This is a genomic window from Streptomyces sp. MMBL 11-1, assembly GCF_028622875.1.
Classification (GTDB): domain Bacteria; phylum Actinomycetota; class Actinomycetes; order Streptomycetales; family Streptomycetaceae; genus Streptomyces.
Map to the genome: position 1 here is coordinate 7987001 of NZ_CP117709.1, position 16288 is coordinate 8003288.

A 16288-nucleotide genomic window follows, 5' to 3' on the forward strand; every position below is an offset into this window, starting at 1 on the left:
GCGGTTCACGCGGCGTCACCCCCGTCTTCGTCGTCGGGGAAGGCGCGGCGTACGAACGACGCGATGTGGTGGTGCAGAGCCCCGGCGGCGGCCTCCGCGTCATCGGCGAGCGCGAGCCGCAGGATCTCGCGGTGCTCGGCCGCCTCGCGCTCCCAGGAGGGGATGGCCGACCAGGCCACGGTCGACACGAGCGCCGCCTGGTCGCGGACCTCGTCGAGCATCCGGGAGAGCAGCGGGTTGCCGCAGGGCAGGTACAGGGCCCGGTGGAAGTCCCGGTTGGCCAGCGACCTGTCCGCTGTGTCGGCCGCCGAGTCGGCCCGCTCCAGGGCCTCCTGGGCCGCCTCCAGCGAGGCGCCCCGGGTGATGGAGCGGCGCAGCGCCTCCGGTTCCAGCAGGAGGCGTACGTCGTACACCTCCCTGGCCATGGTCGCGTCGACGAGCCGTACGGTGGCGCCCTTGTACTGGCTCATCACCACGAGTCCCGTGCCCGCGAGCGTCTTGAGCGCCTCGCGGACGGGGGTCTTCGACACCCCGAACTGGGCGGCGAGTTCGGTCTCCACCAGCGCCTGTCCCGGTCTCAGCCGCGCGGTGAGGATGGCGTGCTTGATGGCCTCCAGCACGTACTGGGTCCGGGACGGGATCGGGGCAGGGGCGAAGGTCATGGGTGACGGGCTCTCACATCTCGCGTATCGCGTCTCATATATGACGTACGAAGTACGACGCGTTGAAGTTAGAGCCGCACGGAATGTTTCGTCAACGCTTCCGACCGAAGAACTTCTGAGGCCCGCGCGGCACTTGACACTGTCGATACGTGTGCCGTCCGTGCTGGCGGGCCTTCCCTCGGGCGCCGCACGCGGCCCGGACCGCGCCGCCCGGGCGTCACGTGACTGGGCCTCAACTCCGTTGGGCACAGGGGCATCGACTTAATAAAAGACAAAAGAAAAGCCCTGTCGGGATCCTTGACCGCGGTCGGCGTGGCGGGCAAGGTTCGAGAGAGCGCTCTCCCGTCCTGTTCGATTCCGAGGAGCCCCCGCATGTCCACAGTCATATCCCCAGCGGTACCGGTGCCACGCGGCCCCGGCCGTCGCCCCCCGACGCCGGTGGCCCGCGGCCTCGTGGGGGCCGTGGTCACGGCCCTGGCCGCCGCCCTTCTCGCCGTCGTCCCCGCCACGCGGGCCGAGGCCGCACCCGTGTTGCTGTCCCAGGGCAAGCCGGTCACCGCGTCCAGCGAGGAGAACTACGGCACCCCGGCCACCGCGGCCGTCGACGGAAACGCCACCACCCGGTGGTCCAGTGCCGCGTCCGACCCGCAGTGGATACGCGTCGACCTCGGCGCGACCACGAAGCTGAGCCAGGTCGTCCTGGACTGGGAGGCGGCCTACGGCAAGAGCTACCGCGTCGAGCTTTCGGCCAACGGCTCCGACTGGTCGACCGCCTACCAAACCACCAGCGGCGACGGCGGCAACGACACCCTGGGCATCAGTGGTGAAGCCCGCTACGTCCGGGTGATCGGCACCGAACGCGGCACCCAGTACGGGTTCTCCCTCTGGGAGTTCAAGGTCTACGGCGAGTCCGGCGGCACCGGCGGCCCGCAGCTGCCCGGCGGCGGCGACCTCGGCCCGAACGTGCACGTCTTCGACCCCTCCACGCCCAACATCCAGGCCAAGCTGGACGAGGTGTTCGACGAGCAGGAGGCCTCGCACTTCGGCAACGGGCGGCACCAGTTCCTCTTCAAGCCCGGCACCTACAACAACCTGAACGCCGAGATCGGGTTCTACACCTCGATCTCCGGCCTCGGCCTCAAGCCCGACGACACCACCATCAACGGTGACGTGACCGTCGACGCGGGCTGGTTCAACGGCAACGCGACGCAGAACTTCTGGCGTTCGGCCGAGAACCTGGCCGTCAACCCGGTCAGCGGCACCAACCGCTGGGCCGTCTCGCAGGCCGCGTCCTTCCGCCGCATGCACGTGAAGGGCGGCCTCAACCTGGCACCGAACGGCTACGGCTGGGCCAGCGGCGGGTACATCGCCGACACGAAGATCGACGGCCAGGTCGGCAACTACTCGCAGCAGCAGTGGTACACCCGCGAGAGCTCGATCGGCGGCTGGTCCAACTCGGTCTGGAACCAGACGTTCTCGGGCGTCGAGGGCGCACCAGCCAACTCGTTCCCGGAGCCCCGCTACACCACGCTGCAGACCACGCCGATCTCCCGTGAGAAGCCGTTCCTGTACCTGGACGGCGACACGTACAAGGTCTTCGTTCCCGAGAAGCGCACCAACGCCCGCGGCGTCTCCTGGAACGGCACCCCGCAGGGCACGTCGATCGGCCTGGACAAGTTCTACGTGGTCAAGGCCGGCGCCACCGCCGCCACGATCAACCAGGCGCTGTCCCAGGGCCTCAACCTCCTCTTCACGCCCGGCATCTACCACGTCGACCAGACCATCAACGTGAACCGCGCGGACACGGTCGTTCTCGGCCTCGGCCTAGCGACGATCATCCCGGACAACGGGGTGACCGCGATGAAGGTCGCCGACGTCGACGGCGTCAAGCTGGCCGGCTTCCTGATCGACGCCGGCACGGTCAACTCCCCGACCCTGCTGGAGCTCGGCCCGCAGAACTCCTCCGCCGACCACTCCGCCAACCCGACCTCCATCCAGGACGTCTACGTCCGCATCGGGGGCGCGGGCGCGGGCAAGGCGACCACCTCCATCGCCGTCCACAGCGACGACGTGATCATCGACCACACCTGGGTGTGGCGCGCCGACCACGGTGAGGGCGTCGGCTGGGAGACCAACCGCGCCGACTACGGGGTCCGGGTGTACGGAGACGACGTGCTCGCCACCGGCCTGTTCGTGGAGCACTTCAACAAGTACGACGTCGAGTGGTACGGCGAGCGCGGCCGGACGATCTTCTACCAGAACGAGAAGGCGTACGACGCGCCCAACCAGGCAGCCATCCAGAACGGCGACACGAAGGGCTTCGCCGCCTACCGGGTCGACGATTCGGTCGACGTCCACGAGGGCTGGGGGATGGGCAGTTACTGCAACTACAACGTCGACTCGACCATCCGCCAGGACCACGGCTTCAAGGCCCCGGTGAAGCCGGGCGTGAAGTTCCACAGCCTGCTGGTGGTGTCGCTCGGCGGAATGGGCCATTACAACCACGTCATCAACAACACCGGAGCCTCCACGGTCCCGGCCGGCACCACGACCGTGCCGTCCACCCTGGTCTCCTTCCCCTGAGCCGCCCCCGCGGTGGGGCCCCGGTGCCGGTATTGACCGTCGGTCCGGGGGTCCCCCGCGGTGCGGGCCGGCTTTCCCGTCGGCCTTCTCTCCTACGGACGGCCGCTGTCCTCCCGGACGGTGGCCGTCCGTGTTCCCCCCCCCATATCCCCAGGAGTCGCCATGCTGTCCCTGCGCAGACCCGCTCTTACCCTGACCCTCGGAGCGCTGTTCGCCTCGTCCCTCACGTTCGTCGCCGTGCCGGCCGAGGCGCGTGCCGCTGATCCCTTGATCTCCCAGGGCAAGCCCGCCACCGCCTCCTCGAACGAGGGCGCCGGTCTCTCCGCCGCGCAGGCGGTCGATGGCGACCTCACCGGCACCCGCTGGTCCAGCCAGTGGTCCGACCCGCAGTGGATCCGGATCGACCTCGGCAAGAGGTCCGACCTGAGCCGGGCCGTACTGACCTGGGAGGGCGCCTACGGCAAGGCCTACGAGATCCAGGCCAGCGACAACGGCACCGACTGGACCACCCTGAAGAAGGTCACCGACGGCGACGGCGGCACCGACGACCTCGCCCTCACCGGCTCGGGCCGCTACGTCCGGATGCTCGGTACCGCGCGCCCCGGCGGTTACGGCTACTCCTTGTGGGAGTTCCAGGTCTACGGCTCCCAGGGCACCACCGGCCCGCCGCCCGGCGGGGCCGTCAAGGTCACCGGCGGCCAGGGCACGTGGCAGCTCACCGTCGGAGGACAGCCGTACACCGTCAAGGGCCTGACCTGGGGTCCGTCCATGGCGGACGCTCCGACGTACATGCCCGACCTGAAGTCGATGGGCGTCAACACCCTCCGCACCTGGGGCACGGACGCCGGGACCGAGCCGCTTCTCGACGCGGCCGCCGCGCACGGCCTGCGGGTCATGAACGGCTTCTGGCTCCAGCCCGGCGGCGGCCCCGGCAGCGGTGGCTGCGCCGACTACGTCACCGACACCGTGTACAAGTCGACCATGCTCACCGAGATCGCCAAGTGGGTCGAGACCTACAAGAACCACCCCGCGACCCTCATGTGGAACGTCGGCAACGAGTCCGTCCTCGGCCTCCAGAACTGCTACAGCGGTGCCGAGCTGGAAGCCCAGCGCAACGCCTACACGACGTTCGTCAACGACGTGGCCAAGAAGATCCACTCCATCGACGCCGACCACCCGGTGACCTCCACCGACGCGTGGACCGGCGCCTGGCCGTACTACAAGCGCAACGCCCCCGACCTCGACCTGTACTCGATGAACGCCTACGGCGACACGTGCGGGGTCCAGCAGGACTGGGAGGAGGGGGGCTACACCAAGCCCTACATCATCACCGAGAGCGGCCCCGCGGGTGAGTGGGAGGTTCCCGACGACGCCAACGGCGTCCCCGACGAGCCGACCGACGTGCAGAAGCGCGACGGCTACACCAAGGCCTGGGACTGCATCACCGGCCACCAGGGTGTGGCCCTGGGCGCGACCCTCTTCCACTACGGACTGGAGCACGATTTCGGCGGGGTGTGGTTCAACCTGATCCCCGACGGCCTGAAGCGGCTGTCGTACTACGCGGTGAAGAAGGCGTACACGGGCTCCAACGCCGGTGACAACCTGCCGCCGGTCATCACCGACATGACGGTGACGCCGGCCGGGTCCGCCCCGGCGGGCCAGGAGTTCACCGTCCGCGCGGACATCCGCGACCCCGAGGGCGACCAGCTCACCAACAAGATCTTCCTCAGCGGCAACTACGCCGGCGGCGACAAGCGGCTCGTCCCGGCGCAGTTCAGGTCCACGGGCAACGGCACGTTCGCGGTCACCGCTCCCGAGAAGCTCGGCGTGTGGAAGGTCTACATCCGGTCCGAGGACGGAAAGGGCAACGCCGGCATGGAGACGAAGTCGGTCAAGGTCGTCGCCCCGCCGGTGACCGGCACCAATGTCGCCTTGGGCAAGGCCACCACGGCCTCCAGCTCCCAGGCCTCGTACGGCGACTGCCCCTGCCCGCCGGAGCGCGCCACGGACGGCAGGACCGACACCCGCTGGGCCAGCGACTGGAGCGACCCCCAGTGGATATCGGTGGACCTCGGCGCACGGGTGCCCGTACGCACCCTGCAGCTGGTGTGGGACCCGGCCTACGCCAAGTCCTACGAGGTCCAGGTCTCGGACGACGGCACTGCCTGGCGCACGGTCCACACCACGACGACCGGCAACGGTGACATCGACACCATCGCCCTGACCGAGACGGCTCGCCATGTGCGGCTCCAGCTCACCGCCCGCGGCACGGGCTGGGGCTACTCGCTGTACGAGTTCGGCGTCTACAGCTGATCGGTTCGAACCTCCGGGGGCCGTTCCTCCCAGGAGCGGCCCCCACCCCTCCCGTCTCCTCGCCCACCGGTCGGTGGACACCACGCCCGGCCGGCGGAACGTGCCGGGCGCAGCACCGATCCGGTCCGTGTTTCCGGCGTGAGACGCCTTCCTGTACGTATGGCCCGGTGGGGGACGGGCCGGTCCTCGCGGTGGAGGGCGGCCGGCCAGTCGTGGCCGGCGTCGGTGGAACCGGCGGTGTCCGCGACGGCTACCAGGCACGGTAGGTGTGTCAGCCCCGAGCGCGCGCGTCCGGCGATGCCGACCCCGTCGGGCGTCGTCGTCCGCGGCATGCGGCCCTCGCCCCTCATAGGTCGGTGGCCGTGGCGGCCGGCGCACCGACAGCTCACACGGCGAGGGAGCCGGGGTCTGAACTCATCGGCTCGGCTCCTGGCCGTTCTCCGGCAGCAGCGCGAGCACCGCGACGACCGCTCGATGATCGGTTCCCGGCACGGAGCGCTCGCTGACGGAGACGCCTGCCAGGCCGGGACCGTGCAGGACGTGATCCAGCTGGACCACGGGTGGGAGGAGGGCATGGCCGACGGGCCAGGTGGGAGCCCACCCGCGGCCGAGCTCGGCATGTGTGTCGGTGAGGCCGGCCGCCAGCAGGTCCCGCATCGGGGTGTGGTCGAGGGAAGCGTTGAAATCACCCAGGAACACGGTGTCCGGACCGGCGCGCTGTGCCAGAGAGGTCAGCGCGGCCATGTCCCGGGACCACCGCTGCGGGCTTCCGAGGGGGTAGTAGGTGTGAACCGCCACGAACCGCACACGGCGACCGTCGACCGTGACCTCGGCGAAGGTCTGGGGCCAGGCGGTATCGCCATGCGTCGTGCCGGCGGCGGTGAGCGGGAGCCGTGAGTAGAGCGAGGAGTCGTCCTCGGGGTGGAGTTCCTGGTACGGCAGCAACGCGCCCAGGCCCGACCGGTCGAGGGCTTCCACTCCGCCCGAAGGCATTTGCTGCACAGCCAGAACATCGATCCGCTCCGTGCGGACCAGTTTCACCACCGCCCGGGCGTCGGCGGCTCCTCCGTTGGTGTTGATGGTAGCCACCCGCAGTTCAACCGCGGCCGTCGGCACCTGCTGGCCATCAGCCAGGAACCGTGGTGCCAGCAGCGCCGTGTGAGCGATCACCAGAGCTGCCGCGCCGGCCAGGGCCCACCGGGACCGCAGCGCCGGAACAGCGGTGATCAGCAGCAGCACCAGCACACCGATGACGGTCGTCCAGGGAAAGAGCACCATCGGCATCGCCAGCGGCGTTTCGGCGTCGAGTCCTGTCAGCCGGACGACGAGCAGAGCGGCGGGCGCGGTGAGCGCGGCCCCGCAGCCCAGCAACCCCCATCGCCGCCCGCGGCCGCCGGCCCGCCGCCGTCCCGCCTCGCGCCGGGCTTCCACAACCGTGTCCGTCACCCGTCCCCACCCCGGAATCGTGCCCGGCGGAATGAACGTGATCACCGGATCCCGGGACAAGGACGCCTGCGTACCCCGCGTGGTTCCGTCGGCGGAGCGAGTCCGTGGACGCGGAGGCCGCACGGGCTGCCGCCGGGCCGCCGACCTCAGCGACCAGGACGTGGGCGAGCCGGCCCCGGACCCGATCGGTGCGCCATTCGGTGCGCCATCCGGGGCCGGCTCACCGACGGGAACGAGCACCCCGGACCGTCCGTCCGGACGAGGACCGCCGGCGAGGTTCTCGGCAGAGTCGCCGCCTACGGCCCACGAATCCCGCACTCAGCTCACTGGACGCCCGGGCCCGGTCCGCTCGCCGTCGGCATCGCCGGATGACGGCCGACCGGCAGCACGTACTGGAGCGGCTGGTCCAGGTCGTCCAGCCCGAAGATCTCCTGCGCCAGGTCGTCCCGGAACCCGCCGAGCGGGGTGGTGCCCAGACGCAGCGCGGTGGCGGTCAGCAGGAGTGACTGCGCCAGGTGGCCCGCCTCCAGAAGTCCCAGCCGCAGGGCTCGCAGACCGTACCGTTCCCTGAGCCGCCCCAGATCGACATAGAGGCCCAGGACCACCGGGAGGGAGTCCGGCACGATGCGGTCGGGGTCGTCATGGGGGCGCGAGAGGTACGAGGACAACGACCTGACCTCGTCCATGGCGGGTGCCGGGCCGATGTACCGCAGCGCACGCCGTTGCGGCACGCACTGGTAGGTGCCCGGCGCCAGCCCCTGGACGTCCAGCGCGATCAGCCGGAGACCGGCGGTGTAGAGGGCACCGGCGCTCGGATAGGGCCGGTGGCGCATGAGCCGTTCACTGCCGTCGGCGAACCTGTGCACCGACTCGTGCCCCGACGCGTGTGCGCCCCACAGCAGTGTGCCGAGGGTTGGTGCGTCCAGTGGGCCTGTCAGTGCGCCTCGCCGGGAGACGCGGCTGTTCATCACCGTCTGCAGATCCGTGGCGGGGAACGGGCCGGCCGGAAGCGGACGTTCCGATGCGGCTGGGGGAGCGTGTTCTTCGGCCGGGCGGGCCGGCAGGTCGCGGGGCGCCGAGTCCTGCTCCCGTCCGACGTGGAACTTGCTCCGTTCCAGGTACTGCCGGTCGGGGGAGGTGTGGCCGTCCGGGAAGTACGAGGCCGTCCCGCCCCGGTCCAGGAGGGTGCGCGCGGCCAGTCGGCACACCGCCCGCTCCTCGTCGGGCGCTATCCCCAGGCGGTTGAAGAGCATGTGCAGCTGGGACGCCCATATCCGCGGGCGGTCCATCGCGGGGGAAGCGGCGCCGAGGACCCGGTCGGCGTCGCGGACGCCGTCGTACCAGTCGCTCGGCGCGCCCTGGCCGGTGCCGTCCTCCCAAGCTTGCCTCAGGGCCCGTGCCCGGGTCGTGAGAGCCTCGCGTTGCAGCGCGTAGACACTGTTCACCCTCGCGTGGACGTGCTGGGGGCCGAGCAGCGGCACATTCTCGGCCCACCGCCAGCCCGCGGCGTGCCGCCGTAACCACTGCGCCGCCGTCAGCCGGTCCATGCCGCAGGCGAGAGCGGTGGCGTGGGCGAGATCGATGCCCAGGGCGAGCCGGGCGCTGCCCCGCGGGGTGTCACGGACGGCCCGCACGGCGACCCGGCTCGACAGGACGAACACCTCTTCCGCCACCGGCAGGGCCTCGGGACCTCCATAGCGCGCGGTCTCCGGAACGTAGCGCTCCACGCGTACCTCGGCGTGCTCCGCCTGCCCGCGTACGAAATCGGCGACCGGTAGCCGCCCGGCCGACCGCGCGAGACCTGCCGGCAGGGACGCGGCCCGCGCCTTCGGTACTCCGCGCACCCGGATGCGCAGATGGTGCCCGCCCTCGTCGTAGCGGATGTAGAACCAGCCGGTGGCCTCGCCGTCGGCGACGAGCCCGTCCAGGAGCGGAGCCACGGACTCGGTGAGGAAGGCGTCGACGTCCTCGGGTGCGGACCGCAGGAAGCAGTGGAGACTCAGCCAGGTGCTCGCCCCTGTGCCCCCTCCTGTCTCCCCCTCCGTCCCGCCGGTGCGCGCCACGCCTCGGGGTGGGCTCCGCCGGGCGGAAGCAGGCGGTTTCCGGGGTCCGTTCGTCATGTGGTGGGTTCCTGTTCCGGGGTTCTGGTCGCCGGGGTGTCCCGGCCCGGGGCGTCGCGCCTGTGTTTTTCTGTCACGGGAAGGGATGCGGATGCAGTGCGAGTTCGTCATGGCGTGCCTCGCGCTGGGCGCGTCCCAGCCGGTACGGCACTTCCAGGAGCCGGTCGAGCCCGTGGGTGCGCCGGTTGACATGCCCGAACGTCATCGGCAGCGAGCCCGGCACCACGACCTTCACCGTGTGGAGCCCGAGCCGGTCGCGTACGGCGGACTGGTTCAGAGGGGTGATGAGGACTTCCAGCCCGAGGCCGGCGAGGCGGGTCACGGTCTGCTCCAGCAGCGTGGCGGTCTCAGGCAGGGGCCCCGGTGTGGGGGGCCAGATGTCCTGCCAGTCCGTGCCCGGGCTCCGTGGGTCGAGGAAGTCCAGCCGGGGACGGGCCTCGGGGAGGGTGTTGAGGGCCACATGGTCGGTGAGGGTCGTGACGAGTTCGGGCTGGTGCAGCATCGGGAGCAGCCGTCGCCGGTCGAATGTCCGGGGTTCTGCCCGGTGCCGGTGGACGGCGTTGACCACATTGGTCACTACCTCGGCGATGGCGGAACGGATCGCGGTTCGCGGATGGTGATGGCTTCCGGCGGCGATGAACGCCTGTGGTGCTGAGGCGGGTTCGCCCCGGTGCAGGGCGACGGCGATGACGGCGGGTATCCGGAAGTCGTTCGTCGCGTCATACAGCGTCACCCGGTAACCGGCGAGCGCCGCACGGTCCACGAGGTGCGTCACTTCCTGGTCTTCCGCGGGCACGGTGATCCGGCGCAGGGGGGTGCGCGCGTACCACGCCATCAGGAAGGCGTCCCGCTCGGCGACCTCGAACAGCCCGTACAGTGCCGCCTCCGCCGGGCTGTTGCCCATTCCGCAGCCGCTGGAGCACTCGTACACCACGCGTGGCCGGCCCGGGCTCGCGTCCCAGTAGGCCACGTGCTCGGGCACCGCCGTCGTACGGTCATGGGTGAGGGACCAGGCGTGTACCCAGTCCAGTTCGAGGTCCGGTGTGTACGGCACGGTCGTGGAGGCGGGGTGGCCGTGGTGGGCGGGGTCGGGCAGTCCGAGCCGTACCGGGTCCACCGCCCGGTCGGGGCCGAGCTCCGCGTACGGGGCGCGCAGCACGGTCCGGTGGCCGGTGGGGCTCATCGATGCCAGGCGTTCGGCCGCCTCGAACAGGGCGATGCGCTCGCTGCTCTCGAAGTCGATGCTTCGTCCGTAGCCGCCGTCGCGTGTGTGACGGCCGTAGGTCACGTATGCGCTTGTCAGGCTGTGGGCGGACTCTTCGGTGCGCAGGATCTGGTGGACCGGTCCGAATCGCTCGTCGTACAGCACCTTCCGCAGGCTTGCTACTCCGGTTCGGGGGTTGGGTTCACGCAGCGTCGCGGGGTCGGTGGGGGGCCTCGGCGATCGGCGGGCGTCCGGGCCGAACGCGGCCTCGGCCACCTCGGCACTGTCGGGGGGCAGCGGATGGCAGACCGGGCATCCGCCCACGGGTTCGAAGTGGTGGGTGGACCAGGTGCCCCGGCCGTGGTGGACGACGTGGATGACCGTCCGGCCGTCCTTCCCCGCCGGGTCGCTGTGCTGGAGGGAGTGGGCCAGTACACCGACGGCATGGAGAAACGCGGGGGAGGGCCGGCCCTCCAGCCGCAGTCCGGGGCTGTTCCAGGGCACCCGGCCGCCGATCGTTGCCAGTCGCCGGTACTCGCTGCACGACAGGCACCCCCGCGCGCCGGGGTGCAGTACGGGCCCTACCACCGTCAGGGCGCCGTCGCACCGGACGGGTGTGAGGGTGACCGGGTGGCGCAGTGCGTGCCGGGACAGCTCCTCCGCGTCTCCCAGGGTCCAGGTGTCCAGGAGCACGACCGCACGGCCTTCGGTGAACTGCAGGGCGCCCGCCGTATCGAGGACGGTGGTGCGCGTTTCATCGGCCAGGGCCTGCCGGAGCTGGTCGGCTGTGGTCACCGGAGTCCTTCCGAGGAGGTGGCGGGGTGCGTGACGTGCGCGGGGCGGGTGGACAGGACCGAGAAGCCGCACTGTCGCAGCGCCGACCACAGCGCGTGGATGCCGGCGGGGGCGGTGGCCGGCGGTTCCCAGGGCTGCGGGGAGTGTCCGGTGAGGCCGGTGAGGACGTCCTGGAGGTACGGTTCCCGGCCGGCCAGTTCCGTCAGCCACGCCGAGGTCCACCCCGTGTCCTCCCAGGGCGCCTGTTCCCCGGTCCGGGCGAGTGCCGCGGACGCACCGCTGGGTGTCACCAGGTGGTGGGCGTGCGCGGCGGCCGTGGCCGACTGGGCTCCGACGACGGCGGAGAGCGCGGCGAAGGCGACGGCGTCCTCCGCCGTCGCCTCAACAGCCGTGCCGAGCGGACCGGATGCGGGCTCTGCCGTCGTGCGCCCATGGACCCGGGCGAGGAACACGGGCCGGCCGCCCGAGCCCAGGCGCGAGACCGTGACGGTTGCCTCGACGCCGAGCCGGTGGACCAGAACGGACCACCAGTGCGCTGCCTGGGGATGGCGTGCGGCCGCGGGGCTCCAGGGCCCCGTCACCGGGTGGTCCGCGTCCGGGGCTGCGGCTGCCTCCGAGCGACTGCTCGGCGGCGTGTTCTCCCCGCCGGTGCGCCCGGCGGCCCCGGGGCCCTGCCCTGTCACCGCCCGCCGCAACGCCCGCCCGCGCGCGTGTTCCGTGCCGGCTCCGACGACCAGGCCCCTCTCGCCGTTTCCCAGACGGAGCTCGGCCGCACGGCAGACCGCTTCCAGCCGGGCGAGGTCTGCCCGGGCGGAACCGGACACCAGGGTGCCCTCCTCCGCCGGGCAGTGGACCAGCGCCGCGGGGAGCTGGGGGAGCGCCCCGGGGACGGGTTCCTCCAGTACCCCGGTCCTGCTGTCGGTGAGCACCGCGACACGGGCCAGCGACTCGGCCAGCGTAAGCACCGCGGCAGGGGGAAGAGCCCGGTCGGTGTCGATGAGCACGGGCCCCGGCCAGCTCCGGTACTCGCCCCGCAACGGCTCCTGTTCCGCGATGAGCGCCATCGGCAGTCCGGGAAGGAGCCGGGCGTCGCCGGCCTCGGCCGACGGGTCGCGGAGCCCGGCCACCGCACACACCAGCCGCTGCGCCGCGGACGAGGCCAGGAGCGCGGGCAGCGCCGGGTGCCCGGCCGCACCGGGAACCTCCCGCCGGCGTAATCTGCTCGCCAGCGCGTCGGCGTCCGCCCGTGCCTGGTCCGTGCTGCCCACGGGGGTGACGAACCCGATGCCCGCCCGTACGCCGAGGGCCACCGCCATCTCCGCCGGGCCCCGCTCCTGTGCGGAGTCCGGGGGCTCGCGGTGGCCGGAGGCGACAAGGAGGACCTGCCCGTGCGGCAGTTGTGCCGTCTCCACGACCTGGGCCCGGATACCGGCCCGGTCCAGTGCCTGTGCGGCGGTGCGTGCGAGCGGGCTGTCCGCGGGCGCGGCGAGGACTTGCGCGCGGCCGCGGGCGAGCGCGGCCGCTGCCGCGGCGGGCCGGTCGGCGACCGCCCCGAGCCACTGCGCGGCTCCGTCGGCCATCCCGCCGGCGGGACGCTCGACCAGGAGGTCGTGGTCGTGCAACTGGCCGACCACCGTGAGCAGGGCCGCCCGGAGCGGCGAACCCGCCGGGGCTGCCGGGACCGGGGCCGCGTTCCCGTCCGGGGCCAGGGCCCTGGCCAGGTGGTCCCAGAGCAACGGCAGCCCGGGGCCGCCTTCCAGGGTGAGGCTGTTGATCCAGCCCCGCAGGTGTACGCCGTTGTGGAGCACGGTGACCGAGACTCCCGGACGCAAGGTCCACCGCCCCAGTGAGTCCAGCGCGTCCGGCGCGGGCCGTTCCCGCCGGGGGGAGGTGGCCGTGCCGTACGCCGACTGATCGGTGGTCATCGGTCTTCCCTTCGGTTCGCGTGCCCGGCGGGTGCGCGGTCGCCCGCGTCGCCCAGGGGCCGTCCGGCCCGGTAGGTCTCCACCACCAGCTCGACCGCCGCCGACTTCTCGTCCCGGGCGGGGACGGGCAGCGCCTCCTCCAGGACCACGCCCCGCGGGTGGCGGCCCAGCCACTTGCCCAGGCAGCGCAGATGCAGAGCGTCGCCGAGATCGACGTACTGCGGCTTGGGGCGGTCCAGAGCACGCAGGAGATCCTCGTCCACCCGCCCGCTCCCCGACGGTGGCGTGGCACGCAGATAGAGCTGATCCGGTACGCCGAGCAGAGCCCGCCAGCGCGCCACCGTGCCCACCGGTATCTCACCCTCGGCCGCGAGCTCCGCGAGCAGCACCGTCACCGTGGAGCCCGCCAGCTCCCACCGGCGGCGCCGCAGCACGAGATGGCGGTGGCGCAGGCGCGGGGTACGCACCAGTTCTCCGCCGGGTACGGCGGTGCGGTGACGGGGCACCAGGGCACTGAAGTCGGTGATGCCGTGCGGGTGGTCCATCAGCAGGGGCGCGAGCCTCGGCTGCAGCAGGAGCGGGGCGAACACCCCCGCGTAGAGCACATCGGCCCGCTCACCGGTGACCTTGATCCGGACACGTACCTCATCGTCGGCCAGGTCATGGACGAGTTCGACGTCGTCCGCGCCGAGGGAGGTGTACGAGCGGTCCGGCCCGATCTCCCGCGGCACGAACAGCGGATGCAGGTTGGCGTTGAAGCCGCTGACCGGGCGCACCTGGGCCACCGCGGCTCCGGGACCGAGCGCGTCGGACACGGCGGCGGCCGTTCCCCGCGCGGCCCCGGCGTCCACGGAATCCAGGAACCTGCTGCTGAAGCGCCCCCACCCCCCGTACACGTGGTTCACGCACAGCTCCCCGCCGGGTGCCCGCTGGAGGAACTCCGTGTAGGAGACCGGGCGCCGGGTCGCCCACGGCGGCAGCCGGGAGCCGAGTGCGGCCACCAGACCGGCCGGCAGGACGACGTCGTCACCGGGCCCGCCGCCGCTGCGGGCGTGCGCCCGGTGCACGGCCTCCACCAGCTCGGCCCGGAGCGCGGCGAGCCGCCGGATGCCGCCGGCGGCGGTGGATCCGTCCCCGTCCGCCCCGGGGGCGCCTTCGCCGAAGGTCCTCGCGGCCCGCTGCCACGCCTCGTTGGCGTCCGCGCCGAAGTCCCACACGTGCGGGCAGACCCCACCGGGCCCGTACCGGGCGACGAAGCTGTCCCGCACCTGCCGGCGCACCACGGGTCCGAGGTCGAACACCTCGGCGAGGATGGCCAGTTCGCTGATCGCCCGGTGGTCCCTGTCGCCGAGAAAGCCGTCCAGGCCGACCGGCTGCCGCATCACCACGTCCTCGCTGAGAACGGTGAGGCGGGTGGGGTCCGGGCCCACGGGGCGGCCCACCTCGTCGAGGAGCGTCACCCAGCGGTCCCTGAGGGTGGCGAGCAAGGCGGCGCGACGGCCGGGTTCCGCCGTGCCGAACTCACCGGTGACGAGGAACAGATCGTCGATACGCAGAGCCAGTTCATGGTCCTGCGGTGAGCCGGTCCCGCGCAGCCAGCGCGCGAGCCGGGGCAAGGGGTCCGGGTCCTGCGGGTCGAAGGGCTCCACCGCGACGAGCAGCCCCGCGTCCCGGACCTGCCCGACGAAGGCGGACGCCGCGTCCACCTGCGCCGGCTCCGCGTCCGTCGCTCCTTCTGCCGCGAGCATCGCGGCCAGGGCGTCGAGGGTGGCCGGGGGTCGCACAGCGCGGCGAGCCGGCGCAGGGGTTGCACAGCACCGAGGGTGACCTCGTCATCCTCCACCGCGAGGAAACGCGCGGCGGTGAAGGCCGTGCGGGAGCGGGCGAAGGCGGCACGCCCGTCGGAGAGACGGAGACTGCTGCACATGCGGTGCGGCAGGGTGGAGCGACGGCGCGGGTCCTCTGCCAGCGCCGCGAAGAGCGTGTCCACCAGCGTCCGGTTGGCGCGGACGACGGCCCGGGACGAACCGATCGGCAGGTCCGCGCCGTTCCAGACACCCGTGCCCTGCTCCGGCCCGTGCCAGGAACCCGTGCCCTGCTCCGGCCCGTCCCCCGGGCCGGCTTCCCGCTTCGCCCCCGGCGGCGTGGGCAGGACACCCCAGCCGACACCCACGAAGGCGGACAGCGGAGTCGTACGGGCCACAGCCCGCGGTCACGTGCCGCAGCACACCCGGCTCCTCCTTCCGGGTCCGGCGGTCCTCCCGCCCCTGCCCGGCCCGCACCACCGCCCGCAGCAGGTCCGCGCTGGTGAACGACGCGGCACGGAGGAACGAGGGCTCACGGCACAACCCGGCGAGCACCGACCGCCCGGCGCTGAGAGCGGGGCCGGCCCCGGCCCGCAGGGCTGTGAGCAGCTCCTCCCTGCGGCGGCGCGCTGTGAGCCAGGCGCGCAGTTCGGGCAGCCGGTCCGGCAGGCCCTCCAGACGGCGCAGCAGGGCAGGCCTGGGGGCGCGCCCGTTGTGCACGGCACGGCGGAGCGGAAGCACCACCTCGCGGTGGTACTCCTCGGTATGGTCCGCCCGGCTCGCGTACAGCGCGTCACCGAGCGCGGGCGCCAAGGCCGTGAGCCGGCCCTCCAGCACCACCAGTTCGGCCAGCGCGGCGCGGAACGCCGCAGCGGGCGCGGGCTCGGCGGGCAGGCTCAGCAGGGTCGTACGGACCAGCGCGCCGGGGGCGATCCGGGGCAGAGGGCTGGTATGCCCGTCGAGGGCCGGGGCGGCGGGTGTCTGGAGTTCAGGAACGGGCGGATTCACATCGGTCCAGTCGGCTGGGCGGTGGACAGGGCCCCGGCACACGGTCCGCAGGCGCCGGGTTCGTACGCGAACAGGCCCTCCGCGGCGCCGCGCCGCACGACGGCCGACGGCGCCGCGGAAGCCTTCACGGTTGCTGTGTCACGCGGTGTTGGGCTGCTGCGGCGGCTGGACGCTGCACCGCGCTGCAGCCGGAGCAGCCCTGACAGGGACGTCGAGGACGAGGACGGACAGGGAATAGGTCGACTCGGCTATCCCCGCCGTGTTCGCGCATGGCGGTGACGGTGATCTCTCCGAGATCGAGCGCACTGAGATCGAATGCGGTGGCCATCTCTGGAAGTGACATGTGTCCTCCGGGAGTCGTGAGGGTGTGAACGGTGCTTCCGCGCACCGATCCGGCAGCGTAGGCCGCAGGGCGGCGACCGGGGCA

General features: G+C 72.2%; 9 protein-coding genes. 2 read left to right on the forward strand and 7 right to left on the reverse strand.

Features of this window, described 5'->3' with window-relative positions:
* Positions 1–5 precede the first annotated feature (5 nt).
* Positions 6–662: a GntR family transcriptional regulator gene (locus tag PSQ21_RS35325; protein ID WP_274035559.1), complete on the reverse strand. Its 657-nt coding sequence runs from the start codon at positions 660–662 to the stop codon at positions 6–8.
* A gap of 372 nt (positions 663–1034) precedes the next feature.
* On the opposite strand from PSQ21_RS35325, the gene PSQ21_RS35330 reads away from it, so the two are divergent.
* Complete coding sequence (locus PSQ21_RS35330) at positions 1035–3245, forward strand: discoidin domain-containing protein (protein WP_274035561.1); 2211 nt, start codon at positions 1035–1037, stop codon at positions 3243–3245.
* A gap of 162 nt (positions 3246–3407) precedes the next feature.
* Complete coding sequence (locus tag PSQ21_RS35335) at positions 3408–5558, forward strand: discoidin domain-containing protein (protein ID WP_274035563.1); 2151 nt, start codon at positions 3408–3410, stop codon at positions 5556–5558.
* A gap of 414 nt (positions 5559–5972) precedes the next feature.
* Here PSQ21_RS35335 and PSQ21_RS35340 read toward each other — a convergent pair whose 3' ends face one another.
* From PSQ21_RS35340 to PSQ21_RS35365, 6 genes are all read right to left on the reverse strand, one after another.
* Positions 5973–7004, reverse strand: a complete 1032-nt coding sequence (locus PSQ21_RS35340) for an endonuclease/exonuclease/phosphatase family protein (RefSeq protein WP_274035564.1) — start codon at positions 7002–7004, stop codon at positions 5973–5975.
* 323 nt (positions 7005–7327) lie between these two features.
* Positions 7328–9067, reverse strand: a complete 1740-nt coding sequence (locus tag PSQ21_RS35345) for a thiopeptide-type bacteriocin biosynthesis protein (RefSeq protein WP_274035566.1) — start codon at positions 9065–9067, stop codon at positions 7328–7330.
* 130 nt (positions 9068–9197) lie between these two features.
* Positions 9198–11123: a TOMM precursor leader peptide-binding protein gene (locus tag PSQ21_RS35350; protein ID WP_274035568.1), complete on the reverse strand. Its 1926-nt coding sequence runs from the start codon at positions 11121–11123 to the stop codon at positions 9198–9200.
* Positions 11120–13048: a hypothetical protein gene (locus PSQ21_RS35355; RefSeq protein ID WP_274035570.1), complete on the reverse strand. Its 1929-nt coding sequence runs from the start codon at positions 13046–13048 to the stop codon at positions 11120–11122. Before PSQ21_RS35355 ends, PSQ21_RS35350 begins: the two co-directional genes overlap by 4 nt.
* A complete protein-coding gene (locus PSQ21_RS35360) occupies positions 13045–14832 on the reverse strand; it encodes a lantibiotic dehydratase (protein ID WP_274035573.1) in 1788 nt (595 codons plus the stop codon). The genes PSQ21_RS35355 and PSQ21_RS35360 overlap by 4 nt, the downstream gene beginning before the upstream one ends.
* Positions 14833–14880: 48 nt before the next feature.
* Entirely contained in the window at positions 14881–15861 is a 981-nt protein-coding gene (locus tag PSQ21_RS35365; protein ID WP_274035580.1) for a hypothetical protein, read from the reverse strand.
* Positions 15862–16288 lie beyond the last annotated feature (427 nt).